Annotated in this window: 17 protein-coding genes; 12 read left to right on the top strand and 5 right to left on the bottom strand. The window is 55.2% G+C overall.

Annotation, left to right across the window (positions count from 1 at the left end):
• The first annotated feature begins 62 nt into the window (after window positions 1–62).
• Genes ACHUEV_RS09940 through ACHUEV_RS09920 form a run of 5 tightly spaced genes read left to right on the top strand, consistent with a single transcriptional unit; the run spans window position 63 to window position 6,637 of the window.
• On the top strand, window positions 63–2,138 hold the full coding sequence (locus ACHUEV_RS09940) for a hydantoinase/oxoprolinase family protein (protein WP_394179419.1): 2,076 nt from the start codon (window positions 63–65) through the stop codon (window positions 2,136–2,138).
• Window positions 2,135–3,820: a hydantoinase B/oxoprolinase family protein gene (locus ACHUEV_RS09935; RefSeq protein ID WP_394179417.1), complete on the top strand. Its 1,686-nt coding sequence runs from the start codon at window positions 2,135–2,137 to the stop codon at window positions 3,818–3,820. Before ACHUEV_RS09940 ends, ACHUEV_RS09935 begins: the two co-directional genes overlap by 4 nt.
• Window positions 3,817–5,022 (top strand): NAD(P)/FAD-dependent oxidoreductase, encoded by a 1,206-nt coding sequence (locus tag ACHUEV_RS09930; RefSeq protein ID WP_394179415.1) that lies wholly within the window; start codon window positions 3,817–3,819, stop codon window positions 5,020–5,022. Before ACHUEV_RS09935 ends, ACHUEV_RS09930 begins: the two co-directional genes overlap by 4 nt.
• Complete coding sequence (locus ACHUEV_RS09925; RefSeq protein ID WP_394179413.1) at window positions 5,019–5,804, top strand: HpcH/HpaI aldolase family protein; 786 nt, start codon at window positions 5,019–5,021, stop codon at window positions 5,802–5,804. Before ACHUEV_RS09930 ends, ACHUEV_RS09925 begins: the two co-directional genes overlap by 4 nt.
• The gene (locus ACHUEV_RS09920) at window positions 5,801–6,637 is read left to right on the top strand and encodes an NAD-dependent epimerase/dehydratase family protein (protein WP_394179411.1); all 837 of its coding nucleotides are present in this window, start codon (window positions 5,801–5,803) and stop codon (window positions 6,635–6,637) included. The genes ACHUEV_RS09925 and ACHUEV_RS09920 overlap by 4 nt, the downstream gene beginning before the upstream one ends.
• Before the next feature lie 26 nt (window positions 6,638–6,663).
• Here the strand turns inward: ACHUEV_RS09920 and ACHUEV_RS09915 are convergent, their stop codons facing one another.
• Window positions 6,664–7,095 (bottom strand): DMT family transporter, encoded by a 432-nt coding sequence (locus ACHUEV_RS09915; protein ID WP_394179409.1) that lies wholly within the window; start codon window positions 7,093–7,095, stop codon window positions 6,664–6,666.
• Complete coding sequence (locus tag ACHUEV_RS09910; RefSeq protein WP_394179407.1) at window positions 7,092–7,559, bottom strand: DMT family transporter; 468 nt, start codon at window positions 7,557–7,559, stop codon at window positions 7,092–7,094. The genes ACHUEV_RS09915 and ACHUEV_RS09910 overlap by 4 nt, the downstream gene beginning before the upstream one ends.
• A gap of 393 nt (window positions 7,560–7,952) precedes the next feature.
• On the opposite strand from ACHUEV_RS09910, the gene rpsD reads away from it, so the two are divergent.
• The 6 genes from rpsD (at window position 7,953) to ACHUEV_RS09880 (ending at window position 14,315) form a co-directional block, all read left to right on the top strand.
• The gene (rpsD, locus tag ACHUEV_RS09905) at window positions 7,953–8,573 is read left to right on the top strand and encodes a 30S ribosomal protein S4 (protein WP_106745819.1); all 621 of its coding nucleotides are present in this window, start codon (window positions 7,953–7,955) and stop codon (window positions 8,571–8,573) included.
• A gap of 135 nt (window positions 8,574–8,708) precedes the next feature.
• Window positions 8,709–9,869 (top strand): beta propeller repeat protein, encoded by a 1,161-nt coding sequence (locus ACHUEV_RS09900; RefSeq protein ID WP_394179404.1) that lies wholly within the window; start codon window positions 8,709–8,711, stop codon window positions 9,867–9,869.
• Between the two features lie 72 nt (window positions 9,870–9,941).
• Window positions 9,942–11,360, top strand: a complete 1,419-nt coding sequence (locus tag ACHUEV_RS09895) for a homospermidine synthase (RefSeq protein ID WP_394179403.1) — start codon at window positions 9,942–9,944, stop codon at window positions 11,358–11,360.
• 128 nt (window positions 11,361–11,488) lie between these two features.
• The gene (hisC, locus tag ACHUEV_RS09890) at window positions 11,489–12,577 is read left to right on the top strand and encodes a histidinol-phosphate transaminase (protein ID WP_394179402.1); all 1,089 of its coding nucleotides are present in this window, start codon (window positions 11,489–11,491) and stop codon (window positions 12,575–12,577) included.
• Complete coding sequence (locus ACHUEV_RS09885) at window positions 12,574–13,497, top strand: prephenate/arogenate dehydrogenase family protein (RefSeq protein ID WP_394179401.1); 924 nt, start codon at window positions 12,574–12,576, stop codon at window positions 13,495–13,497. The genes hisC and ACHUEV_RS09885 overlap by 4 nt, the downstream gene beginning before the upstream one ends.
• A complete protein-coding gene (locus ACHUEV_RS09880; RefSeq protein ID WP_394179399.1) occupies window positions 13,497–14,315 on the top strand; it encodes an extensin-like domain-containing protein in 819 nt (272 codons plus the stop codon). Before ACHUEV_RS09885 ends, ACHUEV_RS09880 begins: the two co-directional genes overlap by 1 nt.
• Here the strand turns inward: ACHUEV_RS09880 and ACHUEV_RS09875 are convergent.
• Both ACHUEV_RS09875 and ACHUEV_RS09870 read right to left on the bottom strand, forming a co-directional pair.
• Window positions 14,312–15,364 (bottom strand): aspartate-semialdehyde dehydrogenase, encoded by a 1,053-nt coding sequence (locus tag ACHUEV_RS09875; protein WP_394179397.1) that lies wholly within the window; start codon window positions 15,362–15,364, stop codon window positions 14,312–14,314. The genes ACHUEV_RS09880 and ACHUEV_RS09875 overlap by 4 nt on opposite strands.
• A 254-nt stretch (window positions 15,365–15,618) precedes the next feature.
• Window positions 15,619–15,942 (bottom strand): hypothetical protein, encoded by a 324-nt coding sequence (locus ACHUEV_RS09870; protein ID WP_394179395.1) that lies wholly within the window; start codon window positions 15,940–15,942, stop codon window positions 15,619–15,621.
• Between the two features lie 276 nt (window positions 15,943–16,218).
• On the opposite strand from ACHUEV_RS09870, the gene ileS reads away from it, so the two are divergent.
• Window positions 16,219–19,140 (top strand): isoleucine--tRNA ligase, encoded by a 2,922-nt coding sequence (gene ileS / locus ACHUEV_RS09865; RefSeq protein ID WP_394179393.1) that lies wholly within the window; start codon window positions 16,219–16,221, stop codon window positions 19,138–19,140.
• A 48-nt stretch (window positions 19,141–19,188) separates the two neighbouring features.
• Here ileS and ACHUEV_RS09860 read toward each other — a convergent pair whose 3' ends face one another.
• The gene (locus ACHUEV_RS09860; protein ID WP_394179391.1) at window positions 19,189–20,169 is read right to left on the bottom strand and encodes an LLM class flavin-dependent oxidoreductase; all 981 of its coding nucleotides are present in this window, start codon (window positions 20,167–20,169) and stop codon (window positions 19,189–19,191) included.
• Window positions 20,170–20,198: the final 29 nt, after the last annotated feature.

Raw genomic sequence — 20,198 nt, 5'->3', positions numbered from 1 at the left:
AATTTGTGATGATGGGTGACGCGGCCTAACCTTTCCTTGTGAACAGCTTGGGGACCGCGTTTATGCAAAATCACATCCGACTTGGCGTTGATATTGGCGGGACCTTTACGGATGTCGTACTGGAAGTTGGCAAAGATCAGTTTTCGACCAAGGTTTTGACGACATATGCCGCCCCTGAAAACGCAATCATTGATGGGATGCATCAGGTCTGTGCCAAGGCTGGGATCGCGCCCAATGCAATTTCGCAAATCATTCATGGTACAACGCTTGCCACGAATGCGTTGATCGAAGGGCGTGGCGCGAAAACTGCGCTGATCACGACCCAAGGCTTTCGTGATGTGATCGAAATGCGTACCGAAAGCCGTTTTGAACAATATGATTTAAACCTGACATTGCCAGAACCGCTATTGCCCCGGCAGCATCGCTTTACGCTGTCCGAACGCATGGATGCGCAGGGCAAGGTTTTGGTCCCGCTGGACCGCGCAGATGTAGAGGCGCTTGCTGATCAGCTTGCCCCGATTGGGTTTGAAAGCATCGCGGTTGGGCTGATCCATGCCTACCTGAACGACGCACATGAACAGATGATCCGGGATGTGTTGGCCGAAAAACTGCCCGGCGTGATGGTGTCGATCTCGTCCGAGGTGTCACCGCAGATGCGCGAATACGAACGGTTTAATACGACCGTAGCGAATGCCTATATCAAACCATTGATGAAGTCCTACCTTGGTCGGCTAAAGGGACGCCTTGCCGACGAAGGCGCGGTATGTCCGATCTTTTTGATGCATTCGGGTGGTGGGATTATTAGCCTTGAAAGCGCAGCAGAATTCCCGGTGCGTTTGGTCGAATCTGGCCCTGCTGGTGGTGCTGTCTTCGCGGCCAATATTGCTGCGCGGTATGGCCTCAATAAGGTGCTGTCTTTTGATATGGGCGGTACGACTGCCAAGATTTGCCTGATCAAGGACCAAACCCCGAAAACGGCACGCGTGTTCGAGGTTGCGCGTACCTATCGTTTCAAAAAGGGATCAGGCATGCCGATCTCTATCCCTGTGATCGACATGGTTGAGATCGGGGCGGGCGGTGGCAGCTTGGCCCATGTGGATGCGATGCGCCAAATTCGCGTTGGTCCAGAAAGCGCCGGATCAGAACCGGGGCCAGCGTGTTATGGCCGCGGCGGCACGCGCCCGGCGGTGACTGATGCTGATCTTACACTTGGCAAGCTGGACCCAGATAACTTTGCGGGTGGGTCAATCAAACTGCATTCGGACGCTTCTAATGCTGCATTGAATGAACTGGGCGCGCCACTCGATATGGATGCGCTGACCGCAGCCTATGGGTTGGCCGAGGTCGTTGATGAAAACATGGCGAACGCTGCGCGTGTGCACGCCGTCGAAAATGGCGAAGACCTTGCCGATTATACGATGATTGCCTTTGGCGGTGCAGCCCCGCTGCATGCTGGGCGCTTGTGTGAAAAGCTGGGTGTGAAACGGCTGCTGGTTCCAACTGGGGCAGGGGTGGGGTCGGCGATCGGATTTCTGCGCGCCCCGTTCAGCTTTGAGGCGACGCGCAGCGTGTATATGAAGCTGTCGGATTTCGCGCCTGTGACAGTCAAAACCCTGCTTTCTGACATGGAAGCCGAGGCGACAGGCTTTGTGCGCACATGCGACGCCACTGCACCGATCCATTCTGAGTTTAAGGTCTATATGCGCTACACGGGGCAGGGGTGGGAAATCCCGATTAGCTTGACCGCTGACCAAGCAATGTACCCAGACCCCGCGACGTTCCAAGCCCTGTTTGAGGCTGAATACGAAGCGCTGTTTGGGCGGACCGTAGCAGGGATGGATATCGAAATTACGGTTTGGGCAGTGAACGCCACGACTGACGCAGCCGTTGCCGATGCGTTGATCGCGACGCCGGACGAAAGCAACGCTGCGGCGTTCGGCCACCGGGATCTATTTGATCCTGCATTGGGTAAGGTTGCCAAAGCAGCCGTCGTTTTGCGCGATAACCTCGTGCCGGGGGCGGTCGTTCAGGGACCTGCTTTGATAACCGAAGACGAAACGACCATCGTGGTCCCCACCAGCCGAAGTGCCATCGCGCGTCCTGATGGAACCATCGACATCACAGAGGTGCAGTCATGAGCAATGTCGCCTACCAAGTTATGTGGAACCGCCTGATCTCAATCGTTGAAGAGCAGGCGCAGGCGCTGGTGCGTACCGCGTTTTCTACGTCAGTACGAGAAGCGGGTGATCTTTCAGCGGGTGTGTATAACGCCGATGGTCTGATGTTGGCCCAAGCGGTAACGGGAACACCAGGCCATGTGAACGCAATGGCAGACGCCGTGGCGCATTTTATTCGGCGTGTTGGCCGGGAAAATATCTTTGAAGGTGACGTCTATATCACCAATGATCCGTGGGAAGGAACCGGCCATTTGCACGACATCACGGTCGTGACGCCTTCGTTTCATAACGGCAACCACGTCGGGTTCTTTGCGTGCACGGCGCATGTGGTGGATATCGGCGGACGCGGCTTTGGTGCCGACGCGGCTAGCGTCTATGAGGAAGGGATCTACATCCCGATCATGAAATTCGTGGAACGTGGAACGGTCGATGAAACCTTGATCCGCATCGTGCGCGGCAATGTTCGTGAACCTGATCAGCTGGTTGGCGATATGTATGCGCTTGCTACCTGTAACGAGATCGGGCAGCGCCGCCTTGCTGAGATGATGGATGAATTCGACCTGTCTGATTTGGGCGGTATCGGTGACTTTATCCTCGACAACTCTCGGCGGGCTACGCTTGAAAGGATCGCGGGGCTACCTCAGGCGTCGGCTGACGGTGGGATGACCATTGATGGATTTGATGCGCCGATTGATCTGCGCGTCAAATTGACCATCGAAAAAGATCGGATGATTTGCGATTTTGCGGGTACGTCTGGGCTGGATAAAAAGGGTATCAACGTTCCGCTCGTCTATACCAAGGCCTACGCCTGCTATGCCCTGAAATGTGCGATTGCGCCTGAAATCCCAAACAACGCGGCGTCTCTTGCCCCGTTTGAGGTCACGGCCCCAGTGAACAGCATCGTAAACGCGGTGCATCCGGCACCCGTCGCGTTGCGCCATATCATCGGCCATATGATCCCTGACACAGTCTATGATGCGCTTGATGAAATCTTGCCCGCGACTGTTCCCGCCGAAGGGGCAGGGTGCCTATGTAATTTCCAAGTCAGCTTGCGCCCTGCGCCGGGTCACAACGGAACGCGGTCCGAGGTGCTGACCTTTAATTCTGGTGGCGCAGGCGCACGGCCAACCGTTGATGGGCTAAACGCCACGGCGTTTCCTTCTGGCGTTATGACCATGCCGATTGAAGCGACTGAACACACAGGCCCCGTGATTATCTGGCGCAAAGAATTACGCCCTGACAGCGGTGGCGCTGGGCAATATCGCGGTGGGCTTGGCCAATATATGGAGGTCGGCGCGTCCAGCGGTCACGAGTTTGATTTTTCGGCAATGTTCGACAGGGTGGATCACCCCGCACGTGGTCGGCAAGGCGGCGCGAGCGGTGCGCCAACGACAATTGCGCGTGACGATGGCACCCCAATGCAGGGCAAGGGAAAACAGTTTGTCGCTGATGGCACGCGTGTTGTTCTGGGGCTGCCAGGCGGGGCGGGCTATGGTCCCGCAGCGGGGCGTGATCCGGAACTGGTAAAGCGCGATTTGATCCGGGGATATATTTCAGCCGAGTCCGCAGTCAGAGATTATGGGTTTGACCCGCAAACCGTCACAGACATCTTGGAAACCGTTGCACGGGGAGAAACCGCATGACGCAAACACCTGTGAAGAAATCATATGATGTCGTAATCGTCGGCGGCGCGATGCTGGGTTCGTCGGTGGCCTGGTTCCTTTCGGACAATCCCGATTTCGACGGGTCTGTCCTCGCGGTGGAACGTGATCCGACATACGAATTCACTTCGACCTCCCACACCAATTCATGCATGCGCCAGCAATTCAGCCGTGAGATCAACGTACGCATTTCTCAGTTCGCTGCAGATTTCGTGAAAAACTTCCGCAGCTACATGGGCGGCGATGAACGCGTGCCGAACATCCCGATCCAAAGTTATGGCTATATGTATCTTGCGGATAACACCGAATTCGCGGCGACTTTGCGCGAAAGCCAACAATTGCAGGCCGTATGTGGGGCTGGCACAAAACATATGACCCGGGACGAGATCGCGGCGGCTTATCCGTTCTACAATCTTGATGACATCATCGCGGGCAACCATAATCTGATCGACGAAGGGTATTTCGACGGAAATACGCTGTTTGATTGGTGGAAACGATCCGCACGCGAACGCGGTGTTGAATATGTAACGAACGAAGTGGTGGCGATGACCAAGAACGCCACAGGCACCCGCGTTGAATCAGTGACGCTAAAATCAGGCGAGGTTATCGCCTGTGGGACCGTTGTGAATGCCAGCGGCCCACGTGCTGTGCTGACATCGCGCATGGCTGGTATCGAAATTCCGGTCGAGCCGCGCAAGCGATACACCTATATATTCGAGGCTGAAAAGCCGCTGGACCGTGACTTACCACTGACGATTGATCCGTCTGGCGTTCATATGCGGACGGACGGCACCTATTACCTTGCGGGCTGTCCGCCGGACGAAGACCCAGCCGTCGATTATAACGATTTCACCCAAGACCACAGTCTTTGGGAAAACAAGGTCTGGCCAATTCTCGCTAATCGTATTCCACAGTTCGAGGCGATTAAGTTGCGGAATTCATGGGCTGGGCATTACGCCTATAATACCTTCGATCAGAACGCGATTGTCGGGCCGCATGCGGAAGTCTCGAACTTCCTTTTCGTGAACGGGTTTTCTGGCCACGGCTTTCAACAATCCCCTGCAATGGGGCGCGGCACAGCAGAGTGGATCGCGCATGGTGAATACCGTACGCTTGACCTGACGCCGTTCCATTTCGATCGCATCGTGAACGGCACCAAGTTTGTCGAAAAGGCTGTGATATGAAGATGAAAACCAACCGCTTTCTTGCCGGTCTTAAGGCCGGCGAAAAACAGGTCGGGTTTTGGGTGAGCCTCGCCAGCCCTTATTCTGCCGAAGTCGTCGCTGCCGCTGAATTTGATTGGCTGGTGGTTGATCTGGAACACACGCCCGGCGACATGCAGACGGTGTTAGGTCAGTTGCAGGCTATCGCGCCATACAATTCAACCGCGATTGTAAGGACCCCGGTGAATGACCCAGTCATTGTCAAAAGGCTGCTTGATTTGGGACCAGAAGGAATACTTTTCCCCATGATCCAAAACGCAGATGAGGCGCGTGCCGCGATTGCGGCGACCCGCTATCCGCCGCACGGTATTCGTGGTGTCGCAGGGGCGGCACGTGGAAACCGCTTTGGTCGCGTTACGGATTACTATGAAAAGGTCGAATCCGAGACTTGCGTGTTGATCCAGATCGAAACATCTTCCGCGCTTGATCAGGCAGAGGAAATCGGCGGCGTTGAAGGTGTGGACGGCGTCTTCTTTGGGCCGGCTGACATTTCGGCCGACATGGGAATGATTGGCCAACCGCTCCACCCTGATGTCTGGGCTCGGATCATGCCTGCCGCACGCAAGCTGATGGATATGGGCGTGCCCGTGGGGACTTTGGTCACTGATCCAGCGATGGCTGCAGATTTATTGAATGACGGTTTTTCGTTCGTTGCCTGTGGCACCGATGTGGGGCTTTTGGCAAAAGCGACCGACAGCTTGCTGACGCAGATGCGTCAATCGATTGATAAGGAAAAGACATGAAAAAACTCGTACTAACCGGGGCCGCAGGCAGATTGGGATCATACCTGCGCGAGCCGCTGACAAAGATGTGCGATGAGCTGGTATCTACAGACCGCGCCGAAGCGATTGGCAAAACCTACCCCGGTGAAACATACGTTCAAGCAGACCTAACCGATTTGGCCGCGATGGAAACGATCCTCGAAGGCGCTGATATGGTCGTGCATTTTGGTGCAATCGGGGATGAGGCACCATGGGATGACATCCTGCAATCCAACATTATTGGCGCGTACAATGTTTGGGAAGCAGCATATCGCAAAGGCGTGCGCCGCGTTGTCTACGCGAGTTCTGTTCATGCGGTTGGGATGCACGTAAAAACCGACGTGATTGATCTGGATGCACCGCATAAGCCGGACACCTACTATGGTCTGGCGAAGTGCTTTTGCGAAGATTTGGCAAGTCTGTATTGGGATAAGCGCGGCGTTGAATCGGTTTGCGTGCGGATCTTCTCCTGTGCGCAGGTCAACAATGCGCGGGCGCTGGGGACTTGGCTGTCTTATGATGACCTTATCCATCTAATCGAGCGGTCCATCGACACGCCGGTGGTCGGCTTCACCAAGGTTTGGGGGCTGTCTAACAACGACCGCATTGTGGCCGACAACAGCAAAGCCGCGCATCTCGGGTACCGCCCCAAAGACAATGCCGAAGTCTTTGCCAAAGAGATTTTGGCGGACACGCCACCGCTAGATAACAAAGACCCGGCGAACATGTGTTTGGGCGGGCCGTTTGCCACGGTTGAACTTGGTAATTCCGGTGTTGCCGCACTTGGTGTCGTTGACGACCGCAAGGAAACTTGAATGCAGTTAGGGCGGGGAAACCCGCCCTAGTTCTTTTTCGGTGCGCCGCGTGCGACCCACATGCCAGCAAGGATCAGCGCGACGCCGAACGCGCGCACCCACTGACTGCCGGGCGCACCCATCACGATATCCAGAACGACACCTGATATCATCTGGCCTGCGATGATCAGCATCGCGGTTTGCGCAGCCCCAATGCGTGGGATCAACCAACTGCCAGCCGCGATAAAGATCACGCCGATTGGTCCACCCAGATAGGCCCACCATGGTGATGCCTGTGGCTCTCCTGCGAATAAGCCACCTATAATGAGCGCGACGCAGGTGATAAATACGAATCCGACAAAGTGGTTCCAGAAAGACGATTCCATCGCAGAGGTCGAAAGCGCCAACCGTCCGTTGATCTGGCGACTAAGTCCGACAAGTAACCCTGCAATGACGGCGAGCGCGGCGTAGATAATCATGCCTCGCCTCCGAAAAAGATCAGGACAAGGCTGCCCGCGATGATTAGGGCCAGCGATACATAGTCACGTTGTGTTGGCATCCGCTGCGGGAGGCCGAACAATCCGCGCATATCAGCAAACAGGCTGAACAAGACTTGGCCAGCAAGCCCAAGTGCGATTGTCCCTGATAAGGCGAGCGCCGTGTTCATGGTAGCTGAGGTCAGCATGACCGTTACACCGCCAGAGACACCGCCCAGATAGGCCCAAATCGGTGGACGTGACTTTGCAGCCCTTCGCGGTCGTAGAATCAGTAATAGGATCAGCGCAACTATGCTGCCAGCCAGATGCGGCACCCAAGATGAAAAGAACAGTGATCCATAGGCGGCGAGGGTGCCGTTACACAGCACCATAAGGGTCAATAAACCGCCAGCGCCGAAGGCGGCGATAAAGTGAAATGACTTCGGGGATAATGTCGTGTTTTCCATGCGCTATGCATCACGAATTTTTTGTCGAGGTGCAATGGCCGCCGTGCGAGTATGTGGGACAAATTTGCCGACACATGCTTGCCTTACTGATTAACAGAATACTGGATAGTGGCTGAACAAATTACTCGTTACACACGGCATGCGATCCTCATCACTGCCTTAAAGATACATTACCATTGTGATATGTTTAGAATGGGACACAAAATGTGCTTTCGTGGGACAGTTACGTGCCACATTTAGACGTTGATACTTTGGCGTTGACAGTACCGGAACAGGCTCTATAAGCCGCCCATTCATTGGTGTTGGTGGACCTCGCAAGAGGAACCCTGTCGTTCCGGCAAAATCCGGAAAAAAGGACAACGCCCTTCGTAATACAAAGAAGGAGATCAGCGTATGACTAAACGTACCGCTGCCAAGTACAAAATTGACCGCCGGATGGGCGAAAACATCTGGGGTCGTCCTAAGTCCCCAGTAAACCGTCGTGAATACGGCCCCGGCCAGCACGGTCAGCGTCGTAAGGGCAAACTGTCCGACTTCGGTACACAGCTGCGCGCAAAGCAAAAGCTGAAGGGTTACTATGGCGACCTGACCGAGAAACAGTTCCGTCGCATCTACGGCGAAGCCGAGCGTGTAAAAGGCGACACAGGTGAAAACCTGATCGGTCTGCTTGAGCGCCGCTTGGACGCAGTTGTTTACCGTGCGAAATTCGTACCAACTGTCTTTGCTGCACGTCAGTTCGTGAACCACGGCCACGTGACTGTGAACGGCAAGAAAGTGAACATTCCTTCTTACCGCGTAAAAGAAGGCGACGTGATCGAAGTTCGTCAAAAGTCCAAGCAAATGGAATTGGTTCTGGTTGCTTCACAACTGCCAGAGCGCGACGTTCCTGACTACATGGACGTTGACCACTCCAAAATGACAGCGACATTCGTACGCACGCCAACACTGGGCGACGTGCCATACCCTGTCACAATGGAACCAAACCTGGTCGTCGAATTCTACGCTAAGAACTAATCAGTTCTTGCAATCTAAAACGAAAGGCCGCGCCATTGGGTGCGGCCTTTTGCATTTGTGGTGGTGCTTCAACAGTTCTAGGTGGAAATTTCACGGCGTGCTAAGCTGAGCACGTTAAGGATTGGAGAAAGCGCGATGACTGCTCAGGGGTTAACGGTCCTGATTGGGACGACGAAGGGTGCATTCTTACTATCGGGCGGAGCTGACCGAACGGGTCGGGACGTCAGCGGCCCGTTCTGTGACGGATGGCCGATTAATCACGTTATCGGCGATCCAGATACCGGTACGCTTTGGGCTGGCGGCGGAGGCGAATGGCATGGCGCAGGCATCTGGCGTTCGGATGATGGTGGCGCGACGTGGGCGGTGGCAAAACTGTCCAAGGGCACTATGGATGACTGGGCCGCGAACGATTCTGAATTTGCCGAAATGATTGGATGGACAGATGCGCCACTGCCCTTTGGGGATGAGCTGGCGTCGATCTGGTCGCTGAACTATTCAAATGGCGTGCTTTATGCTGGTGCTAAGCCCGCCAATTTGCTTGCCAGCCACGACATGGGGCAAACTTGGCAAAAGGTCGAGGGGCTGACCGACCATCCTTCGGCAGATAGCTGGAACCCTGGTGCCGCTGGGCTTGTTTTGCATTCAATTGTCGTCGATCCGCAGAGCGCGGACAAAATGTGGGTGGGCATTTCGGCAGCAGGTGTTTTTGGCACCGAAGATGGCGGTAAAACGTGGGAACGTCGCAATCGGCTATCGAATACGCAAAACTGCGGTCATCATGACCATCCTGCCGCCCCAAAAGACGGTGATATTGGTCATTGCGTACATAATATGATGCGCGCACCCGGTGATGGGGATCGCCTTTATCAACAAAATCATCATGGCGTATGGCGTTCCGATGACGGGGGGCGCAGCTGGGATGACATCACCGACGGGCTGCCTTCGACGTTTGGCTTTCCAATTCGTGTGCATCCGCGTGACCCCGATACGATTTGGACGCTGCCGTTGAACGGTGACAGTGCTGGGCGCTTTCCACCGGATGCAGCCGCGGCCGTTTGGCGGTCGCGCGATGGCGGCGAAAGCTGGCAGGCGATGCGCAAAGGCCTGCCGCAAAAGGGCTGCTATTTCACTGTTCTTCGCCAAGCAATGGCTGGTGATGCGCGTGAAAATGCAGGGATCTATTTCGGCACAAACAGCGGCTCTGTTTTCGCAAGCCTAGACGAGGGCGAGACATGGGACGAAATAGCGCGGCATCTGCCGACGATATTAGGTGTGGAGGTTCTGGATAGGGCGTAAGATTATCCATTCCCATCCCTTTCGAGATAAAATATCAGGGCGCGCAACCATCAATTTTTAAAGGCGCTACTGATGACATCGCACCCTACCTACGGTCGTATCGACGGGCACATTGTGATGATCGGCTTCGGCTCGATCGGGAAGGGTACATTGCCCTTGATTCAGCGTCATTTCGACTATGACGAAGACAAGATCAGCGTAATTGATCCCAATCCTGCCAGTGCCGAATTTCTGGCCGATCAGGGGATTACCCATCATCAGCTTGCCTTGACTCCCGAAAATTACCGCGAGGTCCTGACCGGATTATTCCCAGAGGGGCGCGGTTTTTGCGTGAACCTGTCAGTAGATACGTCTTCGCTTGATTTGATGAAGCTCTGCCGCGAGATCGGCGTCTTGTATATCGATACGGTCGTCGAGCCTTGGGCGGGTTTTTACTTTGAGACCAGCGATAACGCAGATCGTACAAACTATGCGTTGCGTCAAAAGGTGCGCGATGAAAAGGCGGCAAACCCCGGCGGCACGACCGCCGTTAGCTGCTGTGGCGCAAACCCCGGCATGGTCAGCTGGTTTGTTAAAGAAGGGTTGATGACCCTGACGCGCGACCTTGGCCGTGATGATCCGGTGCCGACCGACCGTGCTGCTTGGGGTGCCTTGATGCAGTCGCTTGGGGTCAAAGGTGTCCATATTGCTGAACGTGACACGCAAGCCCGTGCAGAGCCGCGTCCACGCGATGTGTTTGTGAACACTTGGTCTGTCGAAGGTTTCATCGCCGAAGGTTTCCAACCAGCCGAGCTTGGCTGGGGAACACATGAAAAATGGATGCCAGAAACTGCACGCACCTACGACACAGGCTGTCAGGCGGGGATTTGGTTTGAACGTCCCGGCGCGATCACGCGCGTCCACACATGGTGCCCAACACCCGGCCCACAGTTTGGTTATTTGGTGACGCACAACGAGGCGATCAGTATTTCTGATTATTTTACGGTCGGCGATAAGGCCGATCCTGAATTTCGCCCAACCTGTCACTACGCTTATCACCCATGCGATGACGCGGTTCTTTCACTTCACGAAATGTTTGGCGCAGGCAGACAGCAAAGGGTTCACGAAATTCTTGATGTGGACGAGATTGTCACGGGTATCGATGAGCTAGGCGTGTTGCTGTATGGCCATGAAAAGAACGCGCTTTGGTTTGGATCCCGCTTGTCAAACGAAGAAACCAAAACGCTCGCGCCATATCAGAACGCGACGGGCCTTCAGGTGACCTCTGCTGTTCTTGCTGGGATGGTTTGGGCGCTTGAAAACCCGAACGCAGGCATCGTGGAAACGGATGAGATGGATCATGCGCGCTGTCTCGAAGTGCAACGCCCTTATCTTGGCCCGGTCGAGGCCCATTATACCGATTGGACGCCACTGCAAGATCGTTGGGAGCATTTCCCAGAGGACATCGACGAAAGCGATCCTTGGCAGTTCCGGAATGTTCTGGCTACTTAGGTTAAATCGCACTTTTCGGGTCACTTGGGCTGACATTATTTCTGGGTTGTACGTGATGGCGTGCCTTGTCTCTGGTCAGGCCGTGATCATGACGCTAGAAACGAGCGACATGACAAGGATAGGGTAAAATGGCTGACGGTATTAAACCGCAACCGGGCATTATGGACATCGCTCTTTATGAGGGCGGCGTTTCGCATCTTGATGGCGTAAGTAATGTTCTAAAGCTTTCATCAAACGAAAACCCACTTGGCCCCAGCGATGCGGCCAAAGAGGCGTTTTCGCGGGCCGTCCACCAGTTGCACCGTTATCCATCCACCGATCACGTTGGTCTACGGACCGCCATTGGCGATGTCTGGGGCGTAGACCCTGATCGCGTCATCTGTGGTGTCGGATCGGACGAAATTCTGCACTTTATGTGCCAATGCTATGTTGGCCCCGGCGACGAGGTGATCCACACTGAACACGGTTTTGCGATCTACCGAATTGCGACGCTGGCCGCTGGCGGTACCCCAGTTGAGGTGCGAGAACGGGAACGCGTGACTGACGTCGATGCGATCTTAGAGGCCTGTAACGAACGGACCAAATTGGTCTTTATCGCGAACCCGAATAACCCGACGGGCACGATGATTGGTCAGTCTGAATTGGCACGCCTTGCCGAAGGGCTGCCTTCGCAGGCGATTTTGGTGCTTGATGGTGCCTATGCTGAATATATTGAAGCGTACGATGCTGGCCTTGCTTTGGTCGAGGCACGCAACAACGTTGTGATGACGCGCACCTTTTCCAAGATTTACGGTCTTGGCGGAATGCGTGTTGGCTGGGGATACGGCCCACGTGAAATCATTGAGGTGATGAACCGCATTCGTGGACCATTTAACATGTCGTCTGCGGCGCTTGCGGCGGCAGAGGCCGCAGTACGGGACACCGACTATACAGAAAAATGCCGCGTCGATAACGCGCGTATGCGTGAATGGATGGCGACAGCTCTTGCTGAACTAGGGGTCCCATCTGATACTTCAACAGCTAACTTTGTTCTGGCCCGTTTCGCGGATGAGGCAGAGGCAGACGCATGTGACGAAGCTTTGCGTAAGGCTGGAATAATCGTGCGCAAGGTTGCCGGGTACAAGTTGCCGCATTGCTTGCGCATTACTGTTGGCGACGAAAGCGCATGTCGCCGGGTAGTTCACGCTGTCGCGCAATTTAAGGGGGCCGTGAAGTGACCCAAGTTTATGGTCGAGTAGCCCTTATCGGATTGGGACTCATTGCGTCGTCTATGTGCCACGCAATGCGCCGCGCTGGACTCGCTGGTGAAATTGTTGGCTACGCACGGTCCGAGGAAACCCGCGAGATCGCCCGCGAGATTAAGCTTTGTGATCGCGTCTGCGATAGTGCGGCAGAGGCCGTAGAAGGCGCCGATCTTGTGGTGCTGTGTGTGCCTGTTGGTGCGATGGGCGCCGTTGCTGCCGAAATTGGCCCGGTATTGAAACCGGGCGCTACTGTCAGTGATGTGGGCTCTGTGAAGCGTACCGTGATTGATGCCGTGGCACCGCATATTCCCGCAGGGGTTCACTTTATTCCTGCACACCCGCTGGCAGGGACGGAGCATTCTGGTCCTCGGTCGGGGTTTGCGGAACTGTTCGACAACCGCTTTTGTATTATCGTGCCTGTCGAAGGTTCTGATCGTGCAGCGGTTGATCGCGTGGCTGATCTGTGGCGTGGTATAGGCAGCAATGTTGATGAGATGGACCCGGATCACCATGATCTGGTCTTGGCCGTGACCAGCCATACCCCGCACCTGATCGCCTATACGATGGTTGGTGTCGCCGATGATCTTAGCCGCGTGACAGACAGCGAAGTGATCAAATACTCGGCCGCTGGTTTCCGGGACTTTACCCGTATTGCGGCGTCGGACCCGACGATGTGGCGCGATGTGTTCTTGAACAACAAAGAAGCGACGCTTGAAATTTTGGGTCGTTTCACCGAGGAATTGTTCGCGCTTCAGCGGGCTATTCGCCAGGGCGACGGTGATCATCTGTTCGATTACTTTACGCACACACGGGCAATCCGGCGTTCGATTATTGAAGCTGGCCAAGATACGGATGCGCCGGATTTTGGCCGCAGCGCGGTAAAGTCAAAGTGATGCGCTTGGCGATAGCGGTGCTAGTCCTTTGGACTGGCGTGGCTGCCGCCCAAGATGACGCGCCTGTATTGCGCCCCGTGGCACGGGGTACCTATGTTCCGCCGCCAATCATGCGTCCGGTTGCGCGACCACATGAGCGGCCAGCTATGGCGCACGGCGCCCACACCAAAGCAGAAGCGCGTGCAGAGCGCGGGATGTTTGCGATCAGCCCCTACGCCGTATTTGGATCGTTGCGCCCCGCAAAACGCCCTGGTTCAATTGAACGGGCCGCCACGGAACGCCGTCTGGCACGATTGCGCGGTCAGGTCTGCAACGATATCGCGATTCAAGGGCAATCACTTGGGCGGGTCGAAGGGCCGGGTGCCTGCGGCGTTTCCAACGCGGTAAGGGTCCGGTCGGTTGCCGGCGTCGCCTTGCGTCCTGCCGCGACAATGGATTGTCGCACGGCCGCAGCATTGAAACGCTGGATTAATCGCGGTGCAATCCCCTCAGTGGGCAACGAAGGTGGCGGTATTGCTAGCCTGCGCGTCGTTTCGCATTATGCGTGTCGCAACCGGAATAATGCCGCGAATGGTCGGCTATCGGAACATGCAAACGGGCGCGCGATCGATATCGCAGGCATTGGTCTACAAGACGGCAGCGAAATTACGGTGCTGTCTGGCTGGGGCAGCAATGCGGATGGCCGCCAACTGCGTCAGATGTGGCGGGCAGCATGTGGTCCCTTCGGGACCGTGCTTGGCCCCGAAGCAAACAGATTTCATCTTGATCATTTCCACTTCGACACCGCACGGTATCGAAGCGGTTCTTACTGTCGCTAGGCGGCAGCTTTGGCGCGCAAAGCCTCGGCGATTTGCACAGCGTTTTGTGCGGCACCCTTTAGCAACTGATCGCCTACAATAAACATGGTTGATGTGCGGCCCGATGGGTCACCCAGATCGTCGCGGATACGACCGACCAACACATCCTGTTCGCCCGATGCCTCGGATGGCATTGGGAAATGGTTCGCCTCGCGATCATCGACGACACGAATACCCGGTGCGCCGTTCAGGGCGTTGCGAATACTGTCTGTGTTTACATGTTCGTCAAAGCGGATCGACAGGGAAATCCCATGCGCACGCAAGATCGGAACGCGAATACAGGTCACGCTAATCGGAAGAGCAGGTTGGCCAAGAATACGGCGTGTCTCGGCGATAACCTTGAGTTCTTCGCCATTATATCCGGTTTCCGGGTCCACATCAGAGTTATGACTAAAGATATTAAATGCATATGAATGGGGAAGAATCTTAGGCTCGAACTCTTCGCCGTTAAGATGCGCGCGGGTGCCTTCGCGTAGTTCTTCCATCATCTCGGCACCACCGCCAGATGCCGCCTGATATGTTGACATGGACAGGCGTGTGATGGACCAACGTTCATGCAGCGGGGCAAGCGCGGTTGTCAGGATCGCCGCGATACAGTTGGGGTTTGCGATAATACGCGGGGCCGCGTCCAGTTCTTTGCCGTTCGTCTCTGGGACAATCAGGGGAACGTCATCTTGCATGCGGAATGCTGAAGAGTTGTCGATCACTAGTGCGCCCGCGTCCACGGCATGTGGCGCGAATTTGCGTGAAATCGAAGCACCGGCTGAAAAGAACGCGATATCGACGCCTGCAAAGCTGTCTTCTGTCAGTTCTTGCACCGGAACCTTGTTCCCGCGAAACGACATGCTTCGCCCCGCTGACCGGGCGGACGCAAGCAGGCGCAGCTCACCAACCGGAAATTTGCGTTGTTCAAGGCTGTGGATCAGCGCAAGGCCAACAGCGCCTGTTGCGCCAACAATTGCAACAACAGGGGCATCGCTTTCGGGGGCGGGGCGATTATGGGCATTCATGGTGTAGTCTTCCTTTAGTGTTTTGGAAGACGGGGCTAACTAAAACAAAACCCCGTCCAGTCCGGCGGGGTTTTTTGTTTGGGTTAGGTTAGCTGAGATGCGCCCATACCAAACATTCCCCCGCGAGAGCGGTGGTCATCTTGGTCATGGTTGTCGTCATCATGTTAGTCATGGCGGAGTGGGTAGCAGCTCAAATCACGGCTGGCAAGGGATGTGTACAAGATGCTTGTCCGCCTGAATTCAAGGTGATCCAATTATTCATCAGGTGTCGTATCACTAGCATCGTTCTCCCATCTACGGAACAGAACCACATCAAGATTATCAAGCCGCCCCAAAGGCTCAGTCGAATACACCAATTCTATATCAAGATGATCGAGGGCATAACTTAGACCTGAGTCAAAGTTTACCGCTATGATTTCGGCTCTTTCACGCGTGAAATCATTGGGTTCGCTGTCAAGATAGTATCTGAACTTGGCGGATAGGCCATCTAGTTGCAACACGACCATTCTCATGTCTCGCGAGATTTCGCCGCTCAGGCACTTCACGGCCCAAATAAACGTCTTGTCATCTAATGGCATTGAGAATTTCCCTAAGAGCCAACGGTGTAACCGTTGCAGGTTTTCGAAGGTGCCACAATGAATTGAAACTTTATAGGTGACACAGACGTCTGCAAACACGACCCTTTACCACCATTGCGACCCTGCCTATAAGCAGCTTCATGAAGTTGAGCATGATGATCATACGCATTATCTGCCCGGCGGTTTGATTGCATCAAACCAGCCGGGAAAATGGTGTCGGCGTATGCGCACCGCTCCTTACCTATATGAATTCCCGATTTTCAGAGGACGCTCCACATGTGCGCCGAGACCACAGACTATAAAGACACATTGAACCTGCCACGCACCGATTTCCCGATGCGGGCTGGATTGCCAAAACGTGAACCCGATTGGCTGGCCCGTTGGGCACAGATCGGGGTATATGAAAAGCTGCGTGCAAAGGCAGGTGGACGCAAACCGTTCACGCTGCACGATGGCCCGCCGTATGCGAACGGTCACCTCCACATTGGTCACGCGCTGAACAAAATCCTGAAGGATATGGTAGTACGTTCGCACCAGATGATGGGCCGCGACGCGCGCTATATCCCGGGGTGGGATTGTCACGGGCTTCCTATCGAATGGAAGATCGAAGAACAGTACCGCAACAAAGGTCAGAATAAAGACGACGTTGATGTTGTCGACTTCCGCCAGGAATGTCGCAAGTTCGCCCAAGGCTGGGTGGATATCCAACGCGAAGAATTCAAACGCCTCGGGATCACTGGCAATTGGGATGAGCCCTATCTGACGATGAATTTCCACGCGGAAAAAGTCATCGCTGAGGAATTCCAAAAATTCTTGATGAACGGCACATTGTATCAGGGCTCTAAGCCTGTGATGTGGTCGCCAGTTGAACAAACCGCATTGGCCGAGGCTGAAGTCGAATACGCAGATAAGGAAAGCTTTGCGATCTGGGTGAAGTTCCCCGTGCGCGAAACGAATAACGCAGCGCTAGAAGGCGCAAGCGTTGTGATCTGGACGACGACGCCTTGGACCATCCCGTCGAACAAAGCGGTCGTCTATTCTGAAACCATTTCTTACGGCGTCTACGAAGTCACTGACGCACCAGAGGATAACTGGGTCCGCAAAGGCGAGCGTTACATCCTTGCCGATAAGCAAGCCGAAGCAGTTTTCGCAAAGGCCCGTATTGAGCAGTTCACCCGCGTGAGCGACGCTGGCGATATGTCTGGTACGTCGTTGTCTCATCCGCTTGCGGGCGCTGAAGGCAGTGAGGGCGAGTGGGATGATGCCCGCGATTTCCGCGCAGCGCCTTTTGTGACCGAAGATGAAGGTACAGGATTCGTGCACTGCGCACCGTCCCACGGTATGGACGAATTCGAGCTGTACCGCGATCTTGGCATGTTGGAACAGGTAATCACCTACAACGTGATGGAAGATGGTTCGCTGCGTGCTGATCTGCCATTCTTTGGCGGTGCGAAAATCCTGCGCGACAAGCCAAACAAAAAGAACAAGAATAACCCTTGGGAAGGCGACGCGAACACTGCCGTCATGTCGAAACTGGCCGAGGTTGATGGGCTATTTGCGCGCGGTGTGATCAAACACAGCTATCCGCATTCTTGGCGTTCCAAAGCACCGGTAATCTATCGCAACACGCCACAGTGGTTTGCTGCCGTGGATAAGGCCGTTGGTGATGGCAAAGACCAATACGGCACCACAATCCGTGAACGTGCGCTGCGTTCCATCGATGAACTGGTCACATGGACTCCGCAGACGGGTCGTAATCGTCTGTATTCGATGATCGAAGCGCGCCCTGATTGGGTGCTGTCACGCCAGCGTGCGTGGGGCGTTCCACTGACTTGCTTCACCAAGAAACGTGCGCTGCCTACTGATCCTGATTTCTTACTTCGCAATGAGGCGGTCAACGCCCGTGTGCTTGAAGCGTTCGAAGCTGACGGCGCCGATGCTTGGTATGCTGATGGTGCTAAGGCGCGGTTCTTGGGTAATGACGTTGATCATGATGCCTATGATCAAGTCTTCGACATTTTGGATGTTTGGTTCGACTCTGGTTCGACCCACGCGTTTGTTCTGCGTGACCGTCCAGATGGGTCCGAAGACGGCATGGCTGATGTTTACCTTGAGGGTACGGATCAGCACCGCGGTTGGTTCCATTCGTCGATGTTGCAGGCATGCGGCACGATCGGCCACGCGCCGTACCGTGCGGTTGTGACCCACGCGTTTACGCTGGATGCCAAGGGCGAAAAGATGTCCAAATCCTTGGGCAACACAATCGTGCCGGAACAAGTCGTGAAGCAATACGGTGCAGACATCCTGCGCCTGTGGGTGGCGACGACCGACTATAAACACGATCACCGCATCGGCGACGAGATCTTGAAAGGTGTGGCAGACAGCTATCGCCGCCTGCGTAACACGCTACGTTTTATGCTGGGTTCTCTTGCGGACTTTACCGAAGCTGACCGTGTTGAGCCTGCCGATATGCCAGAGCTAGAGCGTTGGTTGCTACACCGTTTGTCCGAGCTGGATGAACAGGTGCGGGAAGGCTATGCGAAATACGACTTCCAAGGTGTGTTCCAAGCGGTGTTTACCTTTGCGACGCTTGAGCTGTCCGCGTTCTACTTTGATATCCGCAAGGATGCGCTGTACTGCGACGGCGATACAGCACGACGCCGTGCGTCGCGTACGGTTCTGGATATCTTGTTCCACCGTCTAACGAAATGGTTGGCCCCAATGCTAACCTTCACAATGGAAGAGGTCTGGTTGGAGCGCTTCCCGGGTGATGACAGCTCGATCCACCTCGAAGACTTTGCCGAAACACCAGCCGCATGGCGCGACGACGCATTGGCCGCGAAATGGGCTGTTGTGCGTCAGGTACGCCGCGTGGTTACTGGCGCGCTTGAGGTGGAGCGTACAAACAAGGTTATCGGCGCTTCTCTTGAAGCCGCGCCAACTGTGTTTGTAACTGCCGACGTCGCCAAAGTGCTTGAGACAGTTAGCTTTGACGATCTGTGCATTACCTCTGGCATCAACGTGTCGACAGACGCAGCGCCAGCGGATGCGTTTGCATTGGATGAAGTTGCAGATGTTGCCGTCGTCTTTGCCCGTGCAGAGGGCGACAAATGTCAGCGCTGCTGGAAAATCCTGCCCGACGTTGGCACGCACAAACACGAAGGTGTGTGCGGACGTTGTGACGCAGCATTAAGCTAAGACTTTGATCCCCGCCCCATAGAGGGCGGGGATTTTTCGTTAAGCGGCCTACAGATCGCGTAAAACCTCTGCTGCGATTTCAAATGAACGCAGTCGTTCGCTGTGTTCGTGGATCATACCCGTCACAATCAGCTCGTCTGGTTGAAAGCTATCCAACAGGCTTTGCAGTTGGGTTTTGATTGTCTGCGCTGACCCGGTTGCAGAACACCCAAGCGCTGCATTGACCTGCGTGAGGACTTGGGCAGGCACTTCGGTCGCAATGTCATTCACCGGAAGTGGCAGTTTGCCGGGCTTGCCCATACGCAATCGGGCAAAGGCCAACTGTTGCGACGTGCGCAGATATGCCGCCCGTTCATCGGTGTCTGCGGCGCACACGCCCGCCGCCATCATGACGTATGGCTTTGCCAGCCACTCTGATGGGCGGAATGTGCCGCGATAAACCTCAATTGCCTGTTCCAGCATTGTGGGGGCAAAGTGCGATGCAAATGCATAGGGTAGCCCCAAATGTGCAGCTAGTTGAGCACCGTAAAGGCTTGAACCCAAAATCCAAACCGGCACGTTAGTTCCTGCGCCTGGGATCGCCTGGACAGGCGTCGGATCATCCCCAAGATAGGCGATCAGTTCCTGCACATCTTGTGGAAAGCTGTCTTCGGGCGCCATGTGCCTGCGCAAAGCGCGGGCCGTCTGCATGTCAGTACCGGGCGCACGCCCTAGGCCCAAATCGATACGATCCGGGTAAAGCGTTGCAAGCGTGCCGAATTGTTCTGCGACCATCAGCGGTGCGTGGTTCGGCAGCATGATACCACCAGCACCGATGCGCATGGTCTTGGTCGCCGCTGCCACATGACCGATCACGACGGAAGTCGCTGCTGACGCAATTCCGGGCATGTTGTGGTGCTCTGCCAGCCAAAATCGGTGATAACCCTGCGTTTCGGCAGCGCGGGCAAGGTCCACCGTATTCGCAAGCGCGTCGGCTGCGGTTTTGCCTTCGGGGATGGGGGAAAGATCGAGAAGTGAAAAATGCTGCATCTTGGGCTCCTTAGCTGTGTACCTAGTGT

The sequence above is a fragment of the Yoonia maritima genome, assembly GCF_043641945.1.
Classification (GTDB): Bacteria; Pseudomonadota; Alphaproteobacteria; order Rhodobacterales; family Rhodobacteraceae; genus Yoonia; species Yoonia maritima_B.
Note: the sequence above shows the minus strand (reverse complement) of the source record. Positions and strands in the feature narration are given on the sequence as shown.